This is a genomic window from Lentilactobacillus diolivorans DSM 14421, assembly GCF_001434255.1.
GTDB classification, from domain to species: Bacteria; Bacillota; Bacilli; order Lactobacillales; family Lactobacillaceae; genus Lentilactobacillus; species Lentilactobacillus diolivorans.
Map to the genome: position 1 here is coordinate 33940 of NZ_AZEY01000109.1, position 20513 is coordinate 54452.

General features: G+C 39.8%; 21 protein-coding genes. 16 read left to right on the forward strand and 5 right to left on the reverse strand.

Going from position 1 to position 20513, the window contains the following annotated elements; genetic code table 11:
• Nucleotides 1–44: 44 nt before the first annotated feature.
• From FC85_RS15125 to FC85_RS15160, 8 genes are all read left to right on the forward strand, one after another.
• On the forward strand, nucleotides 45–293 hold the full coding sequence (locus tag FC85_RS15125) for a Veg family protein (RefSeq protein ID WP_057866358.1): 249 nt from the start codon (nucleotides 45–47) through the stop codon (nucleotides 291–293).
• A 130-nt stretch (nucleotides 294–423) separates the two neighbouring features.
• Nucleotides 424–1284, forward strand: coding sequence for a 4-(cytidine 5'-diphospho)-2-C-methyl-D-erythritol kinase (ispE, locus tag FC85_RS15130; RefSeq protein WP_057866359.1), 861 nt, complete (start codon nucleotides 424–426; stop codon nucleotides 1282–1284).
• A gap of 405 nt (nucleotides 1285–1689) precedes the next feature.
• Nucleotides 1690–2373 carry a metal ABC transporter ATP-binding protein gene (locus tag FC85_RS15135; protein WP_057866360.1) on the forward strand — a complete coding sequence of 228 codons (684 nt, stop codon included), beginning with the start codon at nucleotides 1690–1692 and terminating at the stop codon, nucleotides 2371–2373.
• On the forward strand, nucleotides 2366–3169 hold the full coding sequence (locus FC85_RS15140) for a metal ABC transporter permease (protein WP_057866361.1): 804 nt from the start codon (nucleotides 2366–2368) through the stop codon (nucleotides 3167–3169). The genes FC85_RS15135 and FC85_RS15140 overlap by 8 nt, the downstream gene beginning before the upstream one ends.
• Before the next feature lie 190 nt (nucleotides 3170–3359).
• Nucleotides 3360–4178 (forward strand): pur operon repressor, encoded by an 819-nt coding sequence (gene purR / locus FC85_RS15145; RefSeq protein WP_083485169.1) that lies wholly within the window; start codon nucleotides 3360–3362, stop codon nucleotides 4176–4178.
• Nucleotides 4179–4201: 23 nt separating this feature from the next.
• A complete protein-coding gene (gene glmU / locus FC85_RS15150) occupies nucleotides 4202–5578 on the forward strand; it encodes a bifunctional UDP-N-acetylglucosamine diphosphorylase/glucosamine-1-phosphate N-acetyltransferase GlmU (RefSeq protein ID WP_057866362.1) in 1377 nt (458 codons plus the stop codon).
• Between the two features lie 72 nt (nucleotides 5579–5650).
• Nucleotides 5651–6631, forward strand: coding sequence for a ribose-phosphate diphosphokinase (locus tag FC85_RS15155; protein WP_057866363.1), 981 nt, complete (start codon nucleotides 5651–5653; stop codon nucleotides 6629–6631).
• The gene (locus FC85_RS15160; RefSeq protein ID WP_057866364.1) at nucleotides 6631–7002 is read left to right on the forward strand and encodes a DUF3899 domain-containing protein; all 372 of its coding nucleotides are present in this window, start codon (nucleotides 6631–6633) and stop codon (nucleotides 7000–7002) included. Before FC85_RS15155 ends, FC85_RS15160 begins: the two co-directional genes overlap by 1 nt.
• A gap of 440 nt (nucleotides 7003–7442) precedes the next feature.
• On the opposite strand, the gene yidA is transcribed toward FC85_RS15160, so the two are convergent.
• Genes yidA through FC85_RS15175 form a run of 3 tightly spaced genes read right to left on the reverse strand, consistent with a single transcriptional unit; the run spans nucleotide 7443 to nucleotide 10440 of the window.
• Complete coding sequence (yidA, locus tag FC85_RS15165; protein ID WP_057866365.1) at nucleotides 7443–8249, reverse strand: sugar-phosphatase; 807 nt, start codon at nucleotides 8247–8249, stop codon at nucleotides 7443–7445.
• Between the two features lie 4 nt (nucleotides 8250–8253).
• Nucleotides 8254–9600 (reverse strand): HD domain-containing protein, encoded by a 1347-nt coding sequence (locus FC85_RS15170; protein ID WP_057866366.1) that lies wholly within the window; start codon nucleotides 9598–9600, stop codon nucleotides 8254–8256.
• A gap of 12 nt (nucleotides 9601–9612) precedes the next feature.
• A complete protein-coding gene (locus FC85_RS15175) occupies nucleotides 9613–10440 on the reverse strand; it encodes a lipoyl protein ligase domain-containing protein (protein ID WP_057866367.1) in 828 nt (275 codons plus the stop codon).
• A 222-nt stretch (nucleotides 10441–10662) separates the two neighbouring features.
• Here FC85_RS15175 and FC85_RS15180 point away from each other — a divergent pair, with 222 nt between their 5' ends.
• From FC85_RS15180 to FC85_RS15200, 5 genes are all read left to right on the forward strand, one after another.
• Entirely contained in the window at nucleotides 10663–11097 is a 435-nt protein-coding gene (locus FC85_RS15180) for a YwiB family protein (protein ID WP_057866368.1), read from the forward strand.
• 44 nt (nucleotides 11098–11141) lie between these two features.
• Nucleotides 11142–11780 (forward strand): DNA-directed RNA polymerase subunit delta, encoded by a 639-nt coding sequence (gene rpoE / locus FC85_RS15185; RefSeq protein ID WP_057866369.1) that lies wholly within the window; start codon nucleotides 11142–11144, stop codon nucleotides 11778–11780.
• 161 nt (nucleotides 11781–11941) lie between these two features.
• The gene (locus FC85_RS15190) at nucleotides 11942–13558 is read left to right on the forward strand and encodes a CTP synthase (RefSeq protein ID WP_057866370.1); all 1617 of its coding nucleotides are present in this window, start codon (nucleotides 11942–11944) and stop codon (nucleotides 13556–13558) included.
• Between the two features lie 178 nt (nucleotides 13559–13736).
• A complete protein-coding gene (locus FC85_RS15195) occupies nucleotides 13737–15017 on the forward strand; it encodes a UDP-N-acetylglucosamine 1-carboxyvinyltransferase (RefSeq protein ID WP_057866371.1) in 1281 nt (426 codons plus the stop codon).
• A gap of 103 nt (nucleotides 15018–15120) precedes the next feature.
• Entirely contained in the window at nucleotides 15121–15372 is a 252-nt protein-coding gene (locus FC85_RS15200; protein ID WP_057866372.1) for a type B 50S ribosomal protein L31, read from the forward strand.
• 188 nt (nucleotides 15373–15560) lie between these two features.
• On the opposite strand, the gene FC85_RS15205 is transcribed toward FC85_RS15200, so the two are convergent.
• On the reverse strand, nucleotides 15561–16778 hold the full coding sequence (locus tag FC85_RS15205) for a multidrug efflux MFS transporter (protein WP_057866373.1): 1218 nt from the start codon (nucleotides 16776–16778) through the stop codon (nucleotides 15561–15563).
• Between the two features lie 54 nt (nucleotides 16779–16832).
• Here FC85_RS15205 and FC85_RS15210 point away from each other — a divergent pair, with 54 nt between their 5' ends.
• Nucleotides 16833–17552 carry a class A sortase gene (locus tag FC85_RS15210; RefSeq protein WP_057866374.1) on the forward strand — a complete coding sequence of 240 codons (720 nt, stop codon included), beginning with the start codon at nucleotides 16833–16835 and terminating at the stop codon, nucleotides 17550–17552.
• Here the strand turns inward: FC85_RS15210 and FC85_RS15215 are convergent.
• Nucleotides 17549–18016 carry a low molecular weight protein-tyrosine-phosphatase gene (locus FC85_RS15215; protein WP_057866375.1) on the reverse strand — a complete coding sequence of 156 codons (468 nt, stop codon included), beginning with the start codon at nucleotides 18014–18016 and terminating at the stop codon, nucleotides 17549–17551. The genes FC85_RS15210 and FC85_RS15215 overlap by 4 nt on opposite strands.
• A 149-nt stretch (nucleotides 18017–18165) precedes the next feature.
• On the opposite strand from FC85_RS15215, the gene FC85_RS15220 reads away from it, so the two are divergent.
• Together FC85_RS15220 and FC85_RS15225 are read left to right on the forward strand one after the other, a co-directional pair.
• Nucleotides 18166–18933: a hypothetical protein gene (locus FC85_RS15220; protein ID WP_057866376.1), complete on the forward strand. Its 768-nt coding sequence runs from the start codon at nucleotides 18166–18168 to the stop codon at nucleotides 18931–18933.
• A gap of 56 nt (nucleotides 18934–18989) precedes the next feature.
• Complete coding sequence (locus tag FC85_RS15225; RefSeq protein WP_057866377.1) at nucleotides 18990–20372, forward strand: UDP-N-acetylmuramoyl-tripeptide--D-alanyl-D-alanine ligase; 1383 nt, start codon at nucleotides 18990–18992, stop codon at nucleotides 20370–20372.
• Nucleotides 20373–20513: the final 141 nt, after the last annotated feature.

Below are 20513 nucleotides of genomic sequence, written 5' to 3' on the forward strand. Positions count from 1 at the left end.
TCTGTTCCTCACATGCTATAATGATTTATTGTGAGGTGAATATAATGCCAATTACACTGTCTGTGATCAAACATAAAATGGATGATCATATTGGGCAACACGTTTTAGTGACTTCTCAAATCGGACGAAGAAAGACCACCAAGCGCCGAGGCGTTTTGAGAGAGACTTTTCCTGCAGTTTTTGTTGTGGAGTTAGATCCAGGGAAATCTAATTTTGAACGAGTTTCATATAGTTATACTGATATCTTAACTAAAAACATTGAAGTCGATTTTGACAATGTGCAAGCCGAATAAGATGCTTACCTATTTCTGGGGCCATGGAGGCCTTTTTGTTTTGGCCATTTTTTCACTGGATTCGCTGACAATTAATAAATAATTTAGTATACTTTTGTTATTAAGCAGCCGATGAGGAGAGGTGTGGGCCATGAAGATGATTGTTCGAGCACCAGCAAAATTAAACTTAGGGCTTGACTCACCTTTTGTGCACCCCGATGGTTCAATTGAGTGGCGGATGGTGATGACTTCAATTGGTTTGGTCGATTATGTCCAAGTTGAGACAATCCAATCAAGTGCAATTAAGATTAGGTCGGATGCCGGCTTTTTGCCAAATGATCGCCGAAATCTTGCTTACCAGGCTGCAAAACTTTTTTTAAATCTGACTCACATTAAAGCTGGAATTATCATTTCAATTGAGAAACATATTCCGGTTGCCGCTGGACTTGGCGGTGGTTCCTCGGATGCAGCTGCAGTATTGAGAGCCCTCAATGAAATGTTTCAAACGGGGTTATCGCAAAAGCAACTGGCAATGTTAGGGCTCCAAGTTGATTCTGATGTGCCTTATTGTATCTACGGTCGCACAGCATTGGTGGAGGGACGGGGAGAGATCGTGACACCACTTAAAAAATTACCTAAAATGTGGTTTGTATTGGCTAAGCCTAATGTTAGCGTATCGACTCCCCGAATTATTAGACGAATGGTGCATACGAAAATTGATCATCCCAATATTGACGCGCTTTTAAGTGGTATTCAGAATGATCATTATTCCCAAATTGTTAATAACATGGGGAATGCATTGGAGTCAATCACAATTGCAAATCATCCCCAAATCTCAACGATCAAAGAACGTCTTTTAAAATATGGCGCTGATGGATCGGTGATGAGTGGCAGTGGACCGACTGTTTTTGGTATCTGTCCTAATGAAACGCGGGCTCGTCGGGTTTTTAATAGTATTTCAGGATTTTGTAGCGAGGTTTATTTGACGCAACCCGAGTGTTCGATGGACTAAGTGAGTTCAATTGGGCACGGATGTCGGTGTAAGAAAAATAACTGTTCATTTTGTTAAACAATCAACAAGTCATTGGCGATTATTAATACTTCGATCTAACATCATTTTTACTGTCGGATCGGGGTATTTTTGATTTTTGCATGATTAAACAAGCCTTTAACACTTATAACGGTAGCGGTGGTTGTAACGGATCATGAAAGCGTGGACTTAACAGGAAACTATCTTTAAAATAGTCGATCAGTGATCTATTTTGACATCAACATGACTGATAAATTTAGGCGCCGAGACAGGCACGGATTAAGGTGATATTGAAGCAATTTATGCATAACGGTAATTGACAAAATCTCAATTTACTTTAAACTAAAACAGTAATAATTACTTTTTACATACATTGGAGGCTTTCATTTGAGTGAAACATTAATTTCTGTTGAAAATTTGTCACTAAGTTTTCCTAACCATCCAGTTCTCACTAACTTAAGCTTTAAGGTTAACCGGGGCGAGTTCTTAGGGGTGATCGGTGAAAATGGGGTCGGAAAAACAACGCTTGTTCGAATTATTTTAAATCAACTACGTCCCTCAAGTGGCGAAGTCCGTTTAAAAGACGGATTGAAAATTGGTTACGTTCCTCAGTTTAGAAATGTTGACATCGAATTTCCGTTATCAATTAAGGATTTTATCGCGCTTAATTTTACCGGTATTAAGCTGCCTTGGTTATCGAAAAAAGAGAAAGCGCGCATAAAAAAAGTGATCGAACTGGTTGGCTTGACTGACATCGCTAACCGGCCACTTGGTTTAGCATCCGGTGGTGAAAAGCAAAAAGCATATTTGGGTCAAGCTTTGGTGAATGATCCTGATTTATTGATTCTGGATGAATCAACTGCCAGTCTTGACCCGAATACGAAGCAGGAATTACTGGATGTCGTTCTTCGGCTGAATAAGCAATTGGGGCTAACGATCCTTTTTGTCTCGCACGACATGCAGCTGATTCATAAATACCCAGATCATTATCTGTGGCTGAGAAAGGGGAAATATACAACAGGCGCTATGAGTGACCTGCACAATGAAAATCAGGAGGGACAATATGTTTGAGCTAGAGTTTATGCGAAATGCCTACTTTGCAGGTACATTAATTGCGATTGTGAGTGGGATGATGGGAGTCTTTGTCATTGCGAGGGATATGCCTTTTATGGCTCACACATTGTCTGAAATTGGATTTGCGGGCGCTTCCTTTGCCGTTTTCATCGGTTGGCTGCCATTAAACGGGATGCTAGCTTTTACCACTGTTAGTTCAGTTTTGGTCGGTGAATTGAGTGGGTCTGTCCAATCTCGTCGGGAGGCTGTGATTAGTGCAATCTCCGGGCTCTTTATTGGGATGGGCATTCTGTTTTTATCGCTTTCAAGCAAAAATTCCAGTTATGCAACCAGTATTTTATTCGGAAGTGTGATTGGCATCAGTCATCATGAAGTGATTCAAATGACCTTTTTATCGGGTGTCATTTTATTAATCTTATTAATGATTTATCGGAATTTAAAAGATGATTCTTTTGATTCAGTTGGGGCTAATACGAATCATATTCATCGGTCACTCATTTCGATTGTTTTTTTAGTGATGTTGGCTTTTAGCGTGAGTGTTGCCGCCCAGATTGTTGGGTCGCTGTTGATTTTTGTGCTATTAACACTACCGGCTGCCAGTGCAAAGTATTATGTTCATACGGTTGCTAAAATGATGGGATTAGCCGTTGGTTTTGCTTTGTTTGGTGTTTGGGTCGGCCTTTATCTTGGATATTTAACAAATTGGCCGGTTACATTTTTTATTGCAACGATTGAAGCAGTTATTTATGCCTTGGCATTGGTATTTAATGCGGTAAGAAAGACGAGTTTATAGCACCTTTCACCTTAATTAACCGGGTTGGTTTAGCGGCCGATTTCTTGTGTTACCCCCAAATAAACATGAATCTTTGGTTGGTTAAAATCGTAAATCATTTCGAAAACATTATATTTTGATATAGAGCCCCCAAAAGCCGAACATTTATGATAAAATCAAATAGATATTACATAAACTAGAGGTGGGATTTTTGAAGATACGAAGAAGTGATCGATTGATCGATATGACTCGATACTTGTTGGAACGGCCACATACACTTGTGCCGTTGACATTTTTTGCGGATCGTTACGACTCAGCCAAATCATCAATCAGTGAAGATTTAACGATTTTAAAACGAACATTCCAAGCCCGTGGAACGGGGTTACTTGAAACAATTCCCGGCGCTGCTGGTGGTACCAGATTTTTACCATACATGTTAAAGGAAGAAGCCCAAGATGTCGTTAGCCAGCTAATCGAAGAAATGTCTTCAGATACAAGATATCTTCCTGGTGGTTATGTTTACATGTCTGATTTATTGGGAAACCCAGCCACGTTACGCCAAATTGGTAGAATTTTTGCGACCCAGTATCTCAATCAAAACGTGGATGCTGTGATGACGATTGCAACTAAAGGGGTTCCAATTGCCCAAAGTGTTGCTGACTTCTTAAATGTGCCATTTGTGATTGTTCGACATGATACGGAGATCACTGAAGGATCAACGGTTAATGTGAACTATGTTTCTGGATCGTCAACCCGGATCGAAAAAATGTCATTGTCAAAACGGAGCTTAAAACCGGATTCAAACGTATTGATTGTTGATGATTATATGCGTGGTGGTGGCACCGTTGGTGGTATGATTTCTATGGTTGATGAATTTGATGCTAATTTAATTGGTGTTGGTGTTGTGGCTGAAAGTACTGCTCCAAATGGCCGATCAGTTGGTGATTACACGTCGTTGATGAGAGTAGATGCTGAAAATAACACCGTTATTTCACAACCAGGTAATTATTTGGAAAAGATATTTAATTAGAACGCATTGGGGAGACATTTATGATGGCAACAAAGAATACAATTATCTTGGCTGCAGGCAAAGGGACTCGGATGAAATCAAAACTATATAAGGTTTTACACCGACTCTGTGGGAAGACAATGGTCGATCACGTTTTAACACAAGTTCAAAAAGCAAATATGAACAATATTGTGACAGTTGTTGGCTTTGGTGCGGACGCCGTTCGCGAGAATCTTGGTAACCGAACCAAATACGTTGTCCAGGAAAAGCAGTTAGGAACTGGGCATGCCGTTCTTCAGGCCGAAAAGCTTTTAGGAGACCTTGATGGGATGACGATGGTGGTTAGTGGGGATACACCGCTGTTCACAACTAAAACATTTGAAAATTTGTTCACTTATCATCAAAACAAAAAAGCCAAAGCAACAATTTTGACTTCCAAGGCACCTGATCCAACAGGTTACGGTCGGATTGTTCGCAATGATTTGGGAATTGTTGAAAAGATTGTTGAACAAAAAGATGCGACGACTGAAGAACAAGCTATTGACGAAATCAATACGGGTGTTTACGTATTTGATAACCGCTCATTGTTTGAAGCACTGCATAAAATCAATAATCATAACGCTCAAGGAGAATATTATCTAACGGATGTCATTGAAGTTTTGAAGCAGGAAGGCGAGACAATTGCTGCATACAAAATGGACGATTTCAATGAGTCAATGGGTGTCAACGATCGGATTGCCTTAGCTGATGCCACTCGGATTATGCAGGAGCGGATTAATCGCCAACATATGGCTGACGGTATTTCAATGATTGACCCACAACGGACGTATATTGATGCCGGTGTCAAGATTGGATCGGATACCATTATTGAACCAGGTGTCCAGCTTAAGGGTAATACGGTGATCGGTAACGATTGTTATATTGGGGCCAATTCTGAAATTCGGAATTCGGTTATTCATGATCACGTGACTGTCACATCTTCACTGATTGAAGAGTCAGAAATGCTGGATCACTCAGACATTGGACCAAACAGTCACTTGCGACCACACGCATTGATAGGTAAGCACGTTCATTTGGGGAACTTCGTTGAGGTAAAGAAAGCCTCGATTGGTGAAGGAACCAAGGTTGGTCATTTAACATATGTTGGTAATGCAAAACTTGGTAAAAATATTAATGTCGGCTGTGGCGTTATTTTTGTCAATTATGATGGTGCTCATAAGCATGAAACGACAGTTGGCGACGATTCATTTATCGGCAGCAACTCGAATTTAATTGCGCCGCTTGATATTCAAGATCATTCATTTATTGCCGCTGGTTCAACAATTAATCGGCCTGTTAACCAGTATGACATGGCAATTGCCCGTTCACGACAGACAAATAAGCCTGGCTATTTCAAAAAATTACCATATCAGAAGGATTAACAATAATTTTCTAATAAAACATTGTATAATTAGGTTAGAAATGAGTTAACAAAAAATAAATTGGAGGATCATATGGCTCAGCAATATTTTGATTCTAAACTTAAAATTTTCGCGCTAAATTCAAATCGTCCATTAGCCGAAAAAATCGCAGAGACTGTCGGCGTGCCTTTGGGTAAAACATCTGTTGATCGTTTTAGTGATGGTGAGATTCGGATTAATATCGAAGAAAGTATCCGTGGCGACAATATTTTTATTATTCAATCAACATCTGCTCCAGTTAACGATAATTTGATGGAATTATTGATCATGGTTGATGCGTTACGAAGAGCAAGTGCTGGGACCATCAATGTTGTGATTCCGTATTACGGTTATGCACGACAAGATCGCAAGGCCCGTTCACGTGAACCAATTACCGCTAAATTAGTGGCTAATATGATTCAAAAAGATGGTGTCGATCGGGTGGTAACATTGGATCTTCATGCGGCTCAAATTCAAGGATTCTTTGACATCCCCGTTGACCATCTAATGGGTGCACCACTGTTAGCTGATCATTTTATCAAGCAGGGATTTGGTAGCAATGATGTCGTTGTTTCACCTGATCATGGCGGTGTTTCAAGAGCTCGGGCATTGGCAGAGTTTTTGAAGGCACCAATCGCAATTATTGATAAACGACGTCCTGAAGCAAACGTTGCTGAAATTATGAATATCATCGGCGATGTTAAGGGTAAACGCTGTCTGATGATCGATGATATGATTGATACAGCCGGGACCATCACGCTAGGCGCCCAAGCGCTCGTTGATGCCGGTGCCACTGAAGTCTACGCTTGTTGTACGCACCCCGTTTTGTCAGGACCAGCAATTGATCGGATTAAAAAATCGCCAATTAAACAATTGGTTGTGACTGATACAATTCAGTTACCAAAAGAAAAGCATCTTGATAAGATTCAACAAGTTTCGGTTGGTCCATTGATTGGTGATGCCATTAAGCGGATTAATGAAAACAAACCAGTTAGCCCATTATTTAATAATCGATTTCGTGGTGATCAGGATTAATGAAGGCTCTGTATAAAACCCATTTATCATTTATCTGGATCATTATCGTTGCTTTATTTAATGCGATTTGGTTATTAATAAGTGGTTCGTCAGGATTGATGTTTTTAGGAAACCTTGATTTTCTGATCGGGCTTGCATTACTGGTGATTGCTTCGATCTTTATTGTGGGATCTGGTCACCTGTTTACCGGCTGGCGATTTTCATTTCGAAAAAAGTCTGATTTGGAATCAGAAAATGGGCCTAAGTATCCTAAAGCCAAAGAAGTGGCGTCAATTAAAAACCAGCCAATTAAAGTTAATCGGTATGCCCGCTTTTGTTTATCTGTTGGTATTTTTATGATTGGTCTGGGAATTGTTTTGACTAGTATTTAAAAGAACACTGTGAGACGAAAACGGATAGTCTCCGATCGTGTTGGAAACAGAGTGGGCCAGCAAGCGGTTAGATCTCAGAATATAAGTCCCCTAACTTAATATTTCCGACTTTGGAATGTTAAGTTAGGGGACTTATATGGATGGCCGGGGGTTGCTTGTTGGTCCCCACGTCTCTACTCAGTAATCATCGTGTTTACACTCATAGAAACTGGGCAAAACAATTGTTGTTCCATTCTCAATTTCATAGTACGACTGAGGGTTGCTTTTCGTGCCCTTTTTTATTTGGCAATAATCAAGATTAAATTAAAGAAAATAGGACAAAATTAATTTTAAACCGGTCTCGTCATTTAATATAAATAATTCTTTCTGAGAGTATAATCAGGCCCCCATAAAACCAAGTTTCTAAAGAAGTTGGTTTTATGGGGGCTTGATTATTGAAATTATTTAATAAATCTATTTAAGGCATATGCAACCCCATCTTCAGAGTTGGGCTTTGTGATAAATGACGCGGCAGCTTTCACTGTATCAATACCATTTCCCATTGCAACGCCACAGCCGGCATATTCGACCATAGTGAGATCATTGCCTTGATCACCGATTGCCATGACATTATCGGCGGACATCCCAAGTTGAGTGGCTAAATCACTCAGCGCATTTCCCTTGCTGGCTTGTTTGTTCATCAACTCAATAAAGAATGGTTCGCTTTGAACCACGTATAATTGATCACGAAGTTGTTGAGGAAGGTTCTGATTGGCCTTGGTGATCAGATCCGGAAAATCGACAAACATTGCTTTTGAAATGACCATGTGTTGATTGATCTCTTCCGGGGATCTAAATTTAACCGGTAATCGAACCAAATAGCTTTCGCCAATACTATAAGGGCTTAGGTCACGGTTAAATGCATAAATACTATCCATTGTTTCAAACTGATAATGAACCCCTAATTTTCTGGCAATCATTTCGGTTTCCAAAAAGTCGTTATAAGTTAGCGTGTGATGTGCCATGACATGACCTTCGAGATCCTGTGCCATGGCGCCGTTAAAGGTGATGGCATATTCAGTCGCACCACTGATGCTTAATTTGTCCAAGTAAGGTTGAACCCCACTTAAAGGCCTTCCAGTACAAAGTACCACTTTGATTCCTTTTTTGCGAACTGAAGTAATAGCATCAATTGTTGCCTGAGCAAGCTCGTTATTTTCATTTAAAAGGGTCCCATCGATGTCGATTGCGATTAACTTGATAGTCATTCCGTTACTCCTTTGGGTCGTTTATTAATTGGTCGTTACGAATGTGATTTTTAAATTCATCATATTCGGGTTGAAAAAGATCAACATTTTCTTCAGGTCTAAGAATCTCTCTTGGGAAGAAAAAGCGGTTGTCACCGGTTTGCTTGTCAGAAATTGCTTTAACAATGGGGCTGACTGTTGAAAGTTCAACCAGAGTACCATCATTTTGCATCAATTCAATTTGTTTTTTACCCGGACGATAAGCATCATAGGGTAAATCAAAGCTATTGTCTGTTGAGGTGTAATAATCAGGATTAAAACCGGATTGTTCGATAATTTGTCGTAGCCTTGGTAATAATTCTTTAGTGTTAGCATTAAATTTAACGGACTTTAACGGTTTTCGGTCGATGAAGCGACTGGCCAGATTACTTAAAATATCATCTGGATAGCGTTTCCAGTGAATAAAGTAAGTATTTAAAACGCCATCGTCAAGCTGCAGATAATCGGCCAAATTAAAATCACCTTGGAAGAATGGTAACAGTAAATAAGGCGTTTGTGGATCTTTATGCGTTGGCGTGCTAAAGATGAATTTGGCCCGCTGCAATAGCCGGTTTAGGATAACTTCCATCGATCGGGAAACAGGGTGAAAATAAACCTGCTGATACATTTGAAATCGACTAACAATGTAATCTTCGACAGCGTGCATGCCACTCATTTCAAAGCAGATACCATCTTGATATGGTCGCATTACTTCTAGAATTCTTGAAAGATCAAATGTCCCGTATTTAACACCAGTATTGTAAGCATCCCGTAATAAGTAATCCATTCGATCCGCATCAAGTTGACTGGAGATCATTTCAACAACTTGTTTGTTAGGATAAGTTTTGTTAATCACACTTGCTACTTTTTCAGGGAAATCCGGGCTGACTTTTCTGAGCACATGATTAATTTCGGTTGAATCTGATGTAATAATTGCCTGGGTAATTTTTTCATGATTTGTACCGAAAATATGTTCAAAAGTATGCGAATAAGCACCATGACCAATATCGTGTAGTAGGGCTGCACAAAGGGTGACTAGTTTTTCGGAATCATCCCATAAGCCGTCACCTGGTTTTTGCGATGGAAAGTTCTTTTGAAATGATTCAATAATTCGCCGGGCAATTTCGTAAACACCCATTGAATGAGAGAAACGGGAATGTTCAGCGCCGTGAAAAATTAGTGATGTTGTGCCTAATTGATGAATTCGGCGTAACCGTTGGAACTCACTTGTGTTAATCAAATCAAGAATGACCTGATATTTTACGTAGACGTAGTTATGAACCGGATCACGAAATACCTTTTCTCTTTTTAGTTGTTGATGTGCGTAATCCAAAAAATTATCTCCTTAGATTCTTGGCAGTTGTTCATTTCGTAATTGCATTTTTCGCAACTGCTTTTTTTGTTGTAATAGGTACTCATCTGATGCCAATAATTCCTGATAACCGGTTAAGTCGAGTGAAATGCCCTCCTTACTGACACTTGCTAAAAATTTATTCTCAACATCCTTCAGCGTAACGGTCGGCATCCCCAGTTGTTGAATGGTGGTCATCGTTGTTTTGTCGACAACAGGAAACTTCCAGTCCGTTTGTGAATAAGCGTCGCCTGCATTGTAAAAATCAGTGACAACGTCGCTTCGGTGATCTTGATCGCCGGAAACACTGAGATACAGCATGAGGACGATGGCATCATGAGTTCGGCGTTGGGCAATACCGGCAATCTTTTGACCATTGACGCTTAGGTCATACTTGCCTGGGCAATAAGAATGTTCAATCTCGTAGCTGGCAATGTCCAGTTGTGGGAAACACATGCTAATTAATCCCTTGATAATTTCGTAAGCATCGTCAACTGTATAAATTACTGTTTCCTGGGGGATAAACAACGAAATATTTAGGATACCCAAGTCACTAATGACAGCCAATCCGCCAGAGTTTCGGAGAAAGTAATCGTATTTATTAGCAACTAGGCTTTGCAAGGCCTGGTTTAAGCGAGGCAGATGGCGGTCGTTAATACCTAAAATTAGTGTTGGTAATGCCGTTGTCCAAAAATGAATAAATGGCCGCTGATATGTGCCACAAAGTTCCAGTAAGGCGTTGGTATCAGCAAAAGCATCTAATTTATTGCTGCCGTCATAAGTTTGATCGATGACAGTAATTGGTTCATTTGTAAAGGGCATATTAAACCTCCACTTGTTATTGAATAAACAGCTATCCTAATTATAACAGAAAGTGTCCCAGGACAAGTGGGCAAAGTCAAAGAGATCAGCTTGGGTTTGCTTGAGCAATAATTCTCTTAAATATGGTAATGAAGGACTGAATTAAATTCAAAACACTTGTACTTGCGATGAATTCTTCATATAATTAATTAGTTAGATAAGTCCCAGTAAAGAAGGTGCATTATGGACAACTTAGCAACTGGCGTACCCGCGCAAATTCATTTGGAAACTAGTATTGTTCAGGATGGTAAAACGTCTGATTTTATGTTTGACGTAACCGGACAACTGGTTAAAATGGGTACCAGTATTTATATTCGTTATAATGAGGATGCTGATGAAGGACCAGTCCCCGTCACAATTAAAATTATGGAGAATGGGGATGTTAAATTAACCCGTTCTGCTCAAAATAGATTACAATTGCTGTTTAGTGATGGCAAACGAGTCGCTGCCCGATACCGAACACCGTATGGCAATTTAGATATTCAAACTGTGACGTCTTCCTTGAATATGGAAATTTTAAATCAGCCGCTTCGGGGAAATATAGAAATTGATTATTTGTTGTACGCAGGAAATGAATTACTAGGTAAGTATCATATTCGATTGCAATTTACAATTTAATCGGGTATAGTAGTTTTTAGACTGTTGAAAGGACGTGTACCAGTTTGGAATTAGAAGTCTTTAAAGGCCAAAACAAAAGTGAACTATCGATGATCGAGGTTGCCCACGCAATCTTAGCCCAACGTGGCGACACGATGCCATTTGCCGATTTGGCTAATGCTGTGCAGGGTTACTTAGGCGATAGTAACAAGGAAATTAGAGAACGATTGTCGCAATTTTATACTGATTTGAACATTGACGGTAGCTTTATTTCGCTTGGCGATAATCTTTGGGGCTTGCGAACATGGTACCCATACGAATCCATTGATGAAGCCACTGTTCATGCGGAAGATGAAGATGAGGATCGTCCTAAGCGTAAGAAACGACGCAAGGTTAATGCTTTTCTTGCCGATGCTTCCGATGATGACGATGTCATTGATTACGATGATGATGATCCCGAAGATCAAGACGACGAAGATCTGGTGGATGACGACGATGATGAAGACTCAGACGATGAGAGTGGTGAAGATCTTGGTAAGTACAATAAAGATCTTCAAGACATTGATGATGACACCGACGATCCTGATGATACCGATTTACCGGATGGGATTGAAGGCCAGTTAAATGAATTGAATGATGACGATGATGATTCATTCGACGATGACGATGACGACGATGATTTCAACTCAAAAGATGGTCATTAATCCTTGACTAAAGTTGAGAATGTATGTATTATGTTTTTTGGGCTCCTTGAAGTTTTCAAGGACATCTGAACGATGATTAAAATGTTCCCTATTCACTTTTGGATAGGGATTTTTTTATTTGTGAATTCCCCGGCTAATTATTAAGAGGAGAGGATTATATAATGACCAAATATATTTTTGTAACTGGTGGCGTTGTTTCTTCCTTAGGCAAAGGAATTGTGGCAGCATCATTAGGCCGATTGTTGAAAAATCGAGGGTTAAATGTTACTATTCAAAAGTTTGATCCGTACATCAACGTTGACCCAGGAACCATGAATCCGTATCAACACGGTGAGGTTTTTGTTACTAACGACGGAACCGAAACTGATCTAGATCTTGGCCATTATGAACGATTCATCGATAATGATTTGAATAAGTACTCGAACGTTACAACGGGTAAGATTTACGATGAAGTTCTCCGAAAAGAACGACATGGGGATTATCTTGGCGCAACCGTGCAAGTTATTCCTCATATTACGGGAATGATCAAAGAAAAAATTATGCGGGCAGCCAAAGTGACTGATGCCGAAATTGTGATTACTGAAATTGGTGGTACGGTTGGTGATATTGAATCATTGCCATTTTTGGAAGCCATTCGTCAAATGAAGACGGAAGTTGGCGACGAGAACACCTTTTATATTCACACAACGTTAGTGCCTTATCTACATGCTGCTCATGAAATGAAGACTAAGCCAACTCAGCATAGTGTTAAAGAACTTCGCAGCTTGGGAATTCAACCGAATTTATTAGTGGTTCGTTCTGAAAAGCCTATCACTGATTCTATGCGTAAAAAGATTTCTCTCTTTTGTGATGTTAAACCACAGGCTGTTGTTGAATCATTAGACGTTCCAACGCTGTATACGATTCCGCTAATGTTGCAAAAGCAAGGAATGGATCAGCAGATTCTTGATCATTTTGGCATTCAAAAACCTGTTGCTGACATGGAAGAATGGAAAGAGCTTGAACAACATGTTCAGCATTTGAAGCGAAAAGTTCACATTACCCTGGTTGGCAAATACGTTGGTCTGCACGATGCTTATATATCAGTTGCAGAAGCTTTAAAGCATGCGGGTTACCCGGTTGATGCCGATATTGATCTTGAAATGCTTGATTCGGAGAAAATTACGCCCGAGAATGTTGAAGAGTTACTAGCACCGGCTGATGGGATTATTGTTCCTGGTGGATTTGGTGATCGCGGAATCGAGGGTATGATCACGGCAATTAAATATGCGCGTGAGAAAGATGTGCCATATCTTGGCGTTTGTTTAGGAATGCAAATGGCTTGTGTTGAATTCGCCAGAGATGTTCTCGGCGATAAAGATGCTAATTCGACCGAAATGAATCCTCGGACAAAACACAACGTGATTGATTTAATGGCTGACCAAGAGGACGTCCACGATATGGGTGGTACTCAAAGACTTGGTGCATATCCTTGTAAGTTAAAACCCGGAACGGTAGCTGCCGCTGCGTATAATAATGCGGATGTCATTTCAGAACGTCATCGTCACCGTTACGAATTTAATAATGCTTATCGAAAAGAAATGGAAGCACACGGAATGGTCATTTCAGGAACATCACCTGATAACCATTTAGTAGAAGTTGTTGAAATTCCAGCTAATAAGTTTTTTGTTGGATCACAATACCATCCAGAATTTATATCAAGACCTAATCGTCCTGAAGGTTTATTCAAAGAGTTTGTTTCAGCTGCCAATGATCGATATATTGAACGATCAAAGTAATTTCAATCTACAAAAAGGAGTCAGGCCAAGGCTTGACTCCTTTTTGTGTGTCTTCAGGAATTGTTTTAATTGTTACAAATTGTATAATTCAATTGAAGGTATTGTATTTTGCAGTTATTTTCTATAATATGTTTCTTGACATGAAAAATGTTCGAATGTAAAAGTGAGGAAAGTTTCGATGAGTAAATTAATAATAAATGGTGGGAACCGTCTTTCTGGAGAGGTGTCAATTGGCGGTGCTAAGAATAGTACTGTTGCCTTAATTCCAGCGGCCATTTTAGCAGATACGCCTGTTAAATTTGACTCAGTCCCAGACATTTTAGATGTTCATAATTTAATGTTAATCTTAAAATCAATGAATGTTTCATCAGTGTTTAAAGGTGATGTTTTGACGATTGATCCAACGAATATTGTCGAAGCACCATTGCCAAGCAAAGCGATTAAAAGCTTGCGAGCTTCCTATTACTTTATGGGGGCATTACTCGGTCGGTTTCAACGGGCGACTGTCAGTTTTCCTGGTGGCGACAATATTGGTCCCCGGCCGATCGATCAGCATATTAAGGCGTTTAAAGCACTGGGGGCACAAGTGAGTGAACATGATGGTACCGTTTCGATTACCACGGGGCCAAATGGGCTTCATGGTGCTCAGATATTTTTAGACATGGTGTCGGTTGGCGCCACTATTAACACAATTTTGGCATCTGTTAAAGCACCGGGAACAACGGTGATTGGCAACGCCGCCAAGGAGCCGGAAATTATTGATATTGCCACTTTCCTCAATAATATGGGCGCTAACATTCGAGGTGCGGGCACTGATGTTATTCGAATTGAAGGTGTCCCAACCCTGCAGGCTAAAAATACACATACGATTATTCCAGACCGAATTGAAGCTGGTACTTATTTATCACTTGCCGCCGCAGTCGGTGACGGTATTTTAATCACTAACATTATTCCTGAACATTTGGAAGCGTTTGTTGCCAAATTAGAGGAGATGGGATGTGATTTGACGGTTTATGAAGACAGCATCTATGTTGGCCCTTCGAATCATTTAAATCCTATTCGCATCAAAGTGATGCCATATCCTGGGTTTGCAACCGATTTGCAACAACCTGTCACACCATTGCTGTTCAAAGCTCAGGGGCGTAGTATTATTATTGATACCATTTATCCTCAACGAATTAAACATATTTCTCAGTTAACTAAACTTGGTGGTAAGATCAAGTCGGAAGATACTGAAGAAGGCATTATTGTTGTTGATAATTCACCCCATCTAGTTGGAGCAAAAGTTGATGCTGGCGAAATTCGTGCTGGTGCATCGTTGTTAATCGCCGGACTAATGGCTAAGGGAACTACAGAAATCTCACATGCCGAAAATATTTTGCGTGGCTATGGCAACATTGTTGACAAGCTCACAGGCATTGGTGCTAATGTTAAATTGGAAATTGAAGAAAGAGTTTAATTGTTATTGATTGAATATTTCTTTTATGGTAAACTAACAAGGTTGACTAATCGATAATCTCTGGATCATCAGATTGGTTCAGGGCAAAGGAGCGATATATATTATGAAAAAGGGAATTCATCCAGAATACCATCAAGTTGTGTTTCAAGATTCAAGTACCGGTTTTAAATTTTTATCAGGTTCTACTAAGGGTTCTGACGAAACAATTAAGTGGGAAGATGGCAACACCTACCCATTAATTCGTGTTGAAATTTCATCTGATTCTCATCCATTCTATACTGGTAAGCAAAAGTTTACACAGGCCGATGGTGCCGTGGATCGTTTCAACAAGAAATATGGTCTTACAAACAACTAGCATCACTTTTAGCGGGACACTTGGTGCCTCGCTTTTTTGTTGGCTTTTTAACTTTCTTTTGGGGGAATGTATTTGTTATGCAATGATGTGAACTGGGGATGGTGGATTATTTGGCGAAAATAAAGCGTTCAAAGCACCATAGTGGTTTGAACGCCTCCTGTCTTTTTTAAACTAAGTGGTTAAAGAGATTATACGCGAGCTTTTCTCATTGCTCGGGTGTTAAAATAAACCATTGTCAGGTTAACGACAACTAAAAGGGCGGTTGAAATGAAGACACCAGCATAGTCGAATTCAGAAGAAACCACCGATCCAATCATTGGACCGGCAACGTTTCCCATTGCTTGGAACGATTGGTTCCAACTGAATACCCGACCGGTTACGTGTGGTGGGGTGTTTTTTGCCAAAATTGCTTGAACGGCAGGTAGCATCGAAGCATTGGAAATTCCAATTAGGAATCTCAAAGCAATTAGTTGCCAAACATTGGTTACAAACGCCATTGGGACATAAACGACCATTGCTAAAATTAAACCGGCAATCAGAATTTTGTCTGTTCCCAGTCGGTCTCCCAGGCGCCCCAGTAACGGTGCGGCAAATAGGGTCGCAATTCCGGGAACTGCAGCAACAATTCCACTGTAAAAAGTTGTTGCGGGACTATTATGCATAATTTGTCTGACATATAGCGCCAAGATGGGAACAATTGAGTTGTTAGCTGCTTGGATGATCATTGTTGTAACAAACATTCCAAAGACAAGTTTAGCGTTTGACAATTCGCCAATGACATCTTTAGTGTTTAACATTTTGGATTTTAAAACAGGTTGAAAATCTTCGTGAACCATAAATGTTGTGATTAGGAATACGATTAGAAAAAGAAAACCTGTAATAAAAAAAGTGACTCGATAAGTAAAGATGGAAGCGAGTGTTCCACCAAGTAAAGGGCCAAGCAAGGTTCCTGACACGTTGCCAGTAACTAATGTTCCCAATGCCTGGCCGCTTTTTCTCTTAGGCACTTGAGTTGCAATTAAAGCGTTAGCATTGCTAATATAACCTGAGAAGACACCTTGTAGTAATCGAAGACCAATGAGCTCCCAGACATTTGTGACGAGCCCCATTAAGATGAAGACGATGGCCATGCCTGCCGAGGCACGGACCAGCATCAATTTACGTCCGGTTCGATCTGCCAATTTCCCCCATAGTGGGGAGGCTAAGGCCGTCACAAAATAACTTGCTGCAAAGGCAAGGCCACTGTACAAACTCAACTCATCATGAGTAAAGTTGCCTAATGAGTCGACATAGAGTGACAGAAATGGCATAATTTCGCTAAAGCCAACGCCGGCCATGAAAGTTCCAAACCATAGCACTGCTAAATTCTTTCGCCATGAGTTTGGATTGGCACTATTTGTAGCCAATTGTTTTCTTCCTCCTAACTAATTTTGTAGTATTAATGCAGATGAGGGTTAACCATGAAAAAAAATGTGTTTTTTAAAATAACTATTAATATTGTGTTTATCTTACTCGTTTTAGTAGCGCTTGTAATGATTTTTAATCGGCCAATTAAAAATCAAATTATCAATTCTTACCATCCTAAAGTATCCAGGAGGGTCGTTCTTCGTGCTGAGCAAAGACAAAGGCAAGATACGAAACGACATCGTCATAATGTCAGCTACAACTTTAAAAAAGTGAAGTCACTTGACTTTGAAACAGCGGTCAAAGCAAGAATGGCTAGTAATCAAATTGAAATGGTCGGTCAAATATTAGTTCCTAAGTCTGGTATTCATTTGCCCATTGGGTTGGGTGTTTCAAATACAACCCTGGCGTTAGCTGCCGGAACGATGAGACCAGATCAGAAAATGGGAACGGGAAATTATCCGCTGGCTGGCCACCACATGGTGAATCATTATGTTCTGTTCGGTCCCTTATATTTCAAGACCAAAGTTGGTGATCGGATCTTTTTAACTGATATGAAAACGATTTATCAGTACCAAGCCTATCAGCGTAAATTTATTGCTGCTAATCGAGTAGACGTTGTTGATCAAACGAGAAAGCCAATTGTTACTTTAGTTACTTGTGATGCAACGGGTGCTGGCAGACTGATGATTAGAGGGAAACTGGTCAACAAGTATCCCTTGAATACTGCAACGCCAAAATTAAAGCGAGCCCTTTTGAGGCCCGCTAATAATTAATTGAAGTTAGTTTCCACGTAAGCCAACCACTTTGGCAAGGAACGTGAAAGTTGTGCGTATGTCCTGCCAAACTTATGGTCGTACCAAGGATCGGGAATGTCTTGGCCAGCTTCGTCTGGCAAAATATCCAAACAAAGATGAATCTTTGCTTGATCGGCTTTTGGAGCCATCTGTTTAAGAAAATAAACATTTTGACTATCCATACCAATAATTAAATCGGCCCAAGTAAAATCTTCGTTAGTTATTGGACGAGAAATCATTCTGGAAATATCGATGCCATGTTTTTTCATTTCTGCTTGTGCACCAGGATGAGGGGAGTTTCCCTCTTCTTCATTACTAATTCCTGCTGAATCAATGTGAATTTGATTTTCCAAATTATCATTTTTAACCATCTGATCGAACATTGCCTCTGCCATGGGTGAACGACAGATGTTTCCAAGACAAACAAATAAAACGTTAGTCATTTTCGTAACCTCATCATTATATTGAATTAATAACAATGGTACCAATTATTTAACCAAAGGGCAAACTTATGGTTTTTTAAGTTAATTGGGGACAGATGGCATGAACGAGAGTACAATAAAACTAGAACTTGATATGAGGAAATGAAACTATGAAGGGCAATTTCATTTTTATAAACACAAATCCAATCTCCAATATGATTTTATCCTCGGGAATTAGTGCCGCTGATTATATTAACGGTTTAGAGGAGTTGCCGGATAACATCATACTTTTGAATAATGATGACCAAGGGGCAAATGGCTATAATTCTCATTCTAAATTTAATTTGATTACGGGTTCATCTGAGATTAAACGTTATCTTTTGAAAAATCCAAATGAACAGAAGAAGTTTATTGATTTCGATACAGAAGATAGTGTAAATAATCTTTCGCCCTATGAGATTGCGGAATTATTGTATCTGGCACATATGGGAACGCCATTGGGACGACCATTTTCTTCCAAGTTATTAAATCATTATATCTATCTAACTCAAAACGATCATACGACACGCACTTATTATCGTCGATTCTCTGATTTTAATCATGTGCTGGAGATCGCACTCAAACGAAATTTGCGTGATACACACAATACCTTGCGAGTCTTTTTGAGACCGTTAGCCGTTAAAGACGTTGACAACTCAATCTTGATTGATTTAATAACAAAGGCAAATGATGGCCTTTTTATCCTGTTTGGGTCGTTGCACGAGCGTAACCGAACTTATCATATCCCTTTGCGGATTTTAAAAAATCCGGATCAAGCGTCAATTATTTTAAGAACTAAAACAGTTGTTGAGAACACCGACTATGCGGGTGATCTTACATATAATTTGCAAAAATCTGAATGGCATCTGGATTGGCAGAATCAAGCGGCGCATGTTTAGCCGTTTGTTTTTTGCTATACTTTGAGGTAGCTAATAAAAATTGGAGCGCAATACTAATGAAAATGACGATTGGTGAGATTGCAAAAGCAATCAATGCCGACACAACTGATATTTTAGATGATTCTTTAAACACCGAAGTTAGTGGTGTTTGTTTTGACACTCGAAAGATGTTGCCTGGTAAACTATTTATCCCACTTGCCGGTGCACATGATGGACATGATTACATTGATCGTGCGATCACCAGTGGTGCAGCTGCGACATTATGGGCAACTGACCATGTTGATCGATTACCATTAAAGATTCCCGCACTGGTTGTTGATAATCCGTTAAAAGCATTTCAAAAATTAAGCAAATATTATTTGGCCAAAATCAACCCGCGTGTTATTGCAATCACCGGCAGTAATGGTAAGACAACTACCAAAGATATGATTGCTTCAGTTCTTGCCAGCACATTTAATGTAACGAAGACCCATGACAATTTTAATAATGAAATTGGTGTCCCATATACCTTGTTGCAAATGGAGTCAAATACTGAATTCCTAGTTGTTGAAATGGGAATGGATCGACCAGGCCAGCTTGATTTTTTGTCGAAATTAGTTGAACCGGATGTGGCGGTTATCACAATGATTGGTGAGGCCCACATAGAGTTTTTTGGAACTCGGGATAAAATTGCGGATGCCAAAATGGAAATAACCCATGGATTAAAAGACGATGGTTACTTCGTTTATGATGGAGATGAACCATTACTGATTGATCGAGCAAAACAGGTTTCGGTGGCTAAATCCACATTCGGTCGGAACCATAATAATGATATTTATCCGATTAGCACCAGTGATGGTCAGTACCAAACAACGTTTAATGTTAACTTATGGCCGGATGAAGATGTCACTATTCCAATGATTGGCGACTATAATGTGAATAATGCTTTGGCGGCAATTGCAGTTGCTCAAATTTTTAGAATTCCCAAATTGGCAATTATTAATCGACTTAAAAAATTTGATCTGACCAAGAATCGAACAGAATGGTTGACTGGAAAAAATGGTGAAAAGATCTTAAGTGATGTTTATAATTCAAACCCCACGGCCGCTAAAGAAGTATTGGCTGCATTTAGCCGGACCAAAACAGCAGGTCGGCGAATTGCTGTTCTAGGTGACATGCTGGAATTGGGCACTAAATCTAAGCAAATGCATGCCTCGCTCTCAGAAAATATTGACTCAAGTGAAATTTCCGAGGTTTATCTAATAGGCGAAGATATGGTAGCATTGTTTGATCGGTTGAAGCCGTTTTTTGCGCCTGAAAATCTTCATTATTATCACGCCAGCCAGCTCCAGGATTTGACGACAGATTTGGCAAGCGACTTAAAAGCTGATGACGAAGTGTTACTAAAGGCTAGTCATGGCATTCATTTGGAAAATGTTGTTGCTGCTATTAGGGGTTAGGAGACGATTTGTGCGCGATTAATCATAAACTGTTTTGGGTAACAGGGAACAGGTATTGTTGAACAAATAATTTAGCAGTTTAACCCGCCTATTCATTTCTCTTGCTAAATAAGGATAAACGGTGTAGACTAAAAAAGTTAT

Coding starts and splice junctions, on each gene's coding strand:
- FC85_RS15125 (WP_057866358.1), top strand. CDS start 45: ATGCCAATTACACTGTCTGTGATCAAACATAAAATGGATGATCATATT.
- ispE (WP_057866359.1), top strand. CDS start 424: ATGAAGATGATTGTTCGAGCACCAGCAAAATTAAACTTAGGGCTTGAC.
- FC85_RS15140 (WP_057866361.1), top strand. CDS start 2,366: ATGTTTGAGCTAGAGTTTATGCGAAATGCCTACTTTGCAGGTACATTA.
- glmU (WP_057866362.1), top strand. CDS start 4,202: ATGGCAACAAAGAATACAATTATCTTGGCTGCAGGCAAAGGGACTCGG.
- FC85_RS15155 (WP_057866363.1), top strand. CDS start 5,651: ATGGCTCAGCAATATTTTGATTCTAAACTTAAAATTTTCGCGCTAAAT.
- FC85_RS15160 (WP_057866364.1), top strand. CDS start 6,631: ATGAAGGCTCTGTATAAAACCCATTTATCATTTATCTGGATCATTATC.
- yidA (WP_057866365.1), bottom strand. CDS start 8,249: ATGACTATCAAGTTAATCGCAATCGACATCGATGGGACCCTTTTAAAT.
- FC85_RS15175 (WP_057866367.1), bottom strand. CDS start 10,440: ATGCCCTTTACAAATGAACCAATTACTGTCATCGATCAAACTTATGAC.
- FC85_RS15180 (WP_057866368.1), top strand. CDS start 10,663: ATGGACAACTTAGCAACTGGCGTACCCGCGCAAATTCATTTGGAAACT.
- FC85_RS15190 (WP_057866370.1), top strand. CDS start 11,942: ATGACCAAATATATTTTTGTAACTGGTGGCGTTGTTTCTTCCTTAGGC.
- FC85_RS15195 (WP_057866371.1), top strand. CDS start 13,737: ATGAGTAAATTAATAATAAATGGTGGGAACCGTCTTTCTGGAGAGGTG.
- FC85_RS15200 (WP_057866372.1), top strand. CDS start 15,121: ATGAAAAAGGGAATTCATCCAGAATACCATCAAGTTGTGTTTCAAGAT.
- FC85_RS15210 (WP_057866374.1), top strand. CDS start 16,833: ATGAAAAAAAATGTGTTTTTTAAAATAACTATTAATATTGTGTTTATC.
- FC85_RS15215 (WP_057866375.1), bottom strand. CDS start 18,016: ATGACTAACGTTTTATTTGTTTGTCTTGGAAACATCTGTCGTTCACCC.
- FC85_RS15220 (WP_057866376.1), top strand. CDS start 18,166: ATGAAGGGCAATTTCATTTTTATAAACACAAATCCAATCTCCAATATG.
- FC85_RS15225 (WP_057866377.1), top strand. CDS start 18,990: ATGAAAATGACGATTGGTGAGATTGCAAAAGCAATCAATGCCGACACA.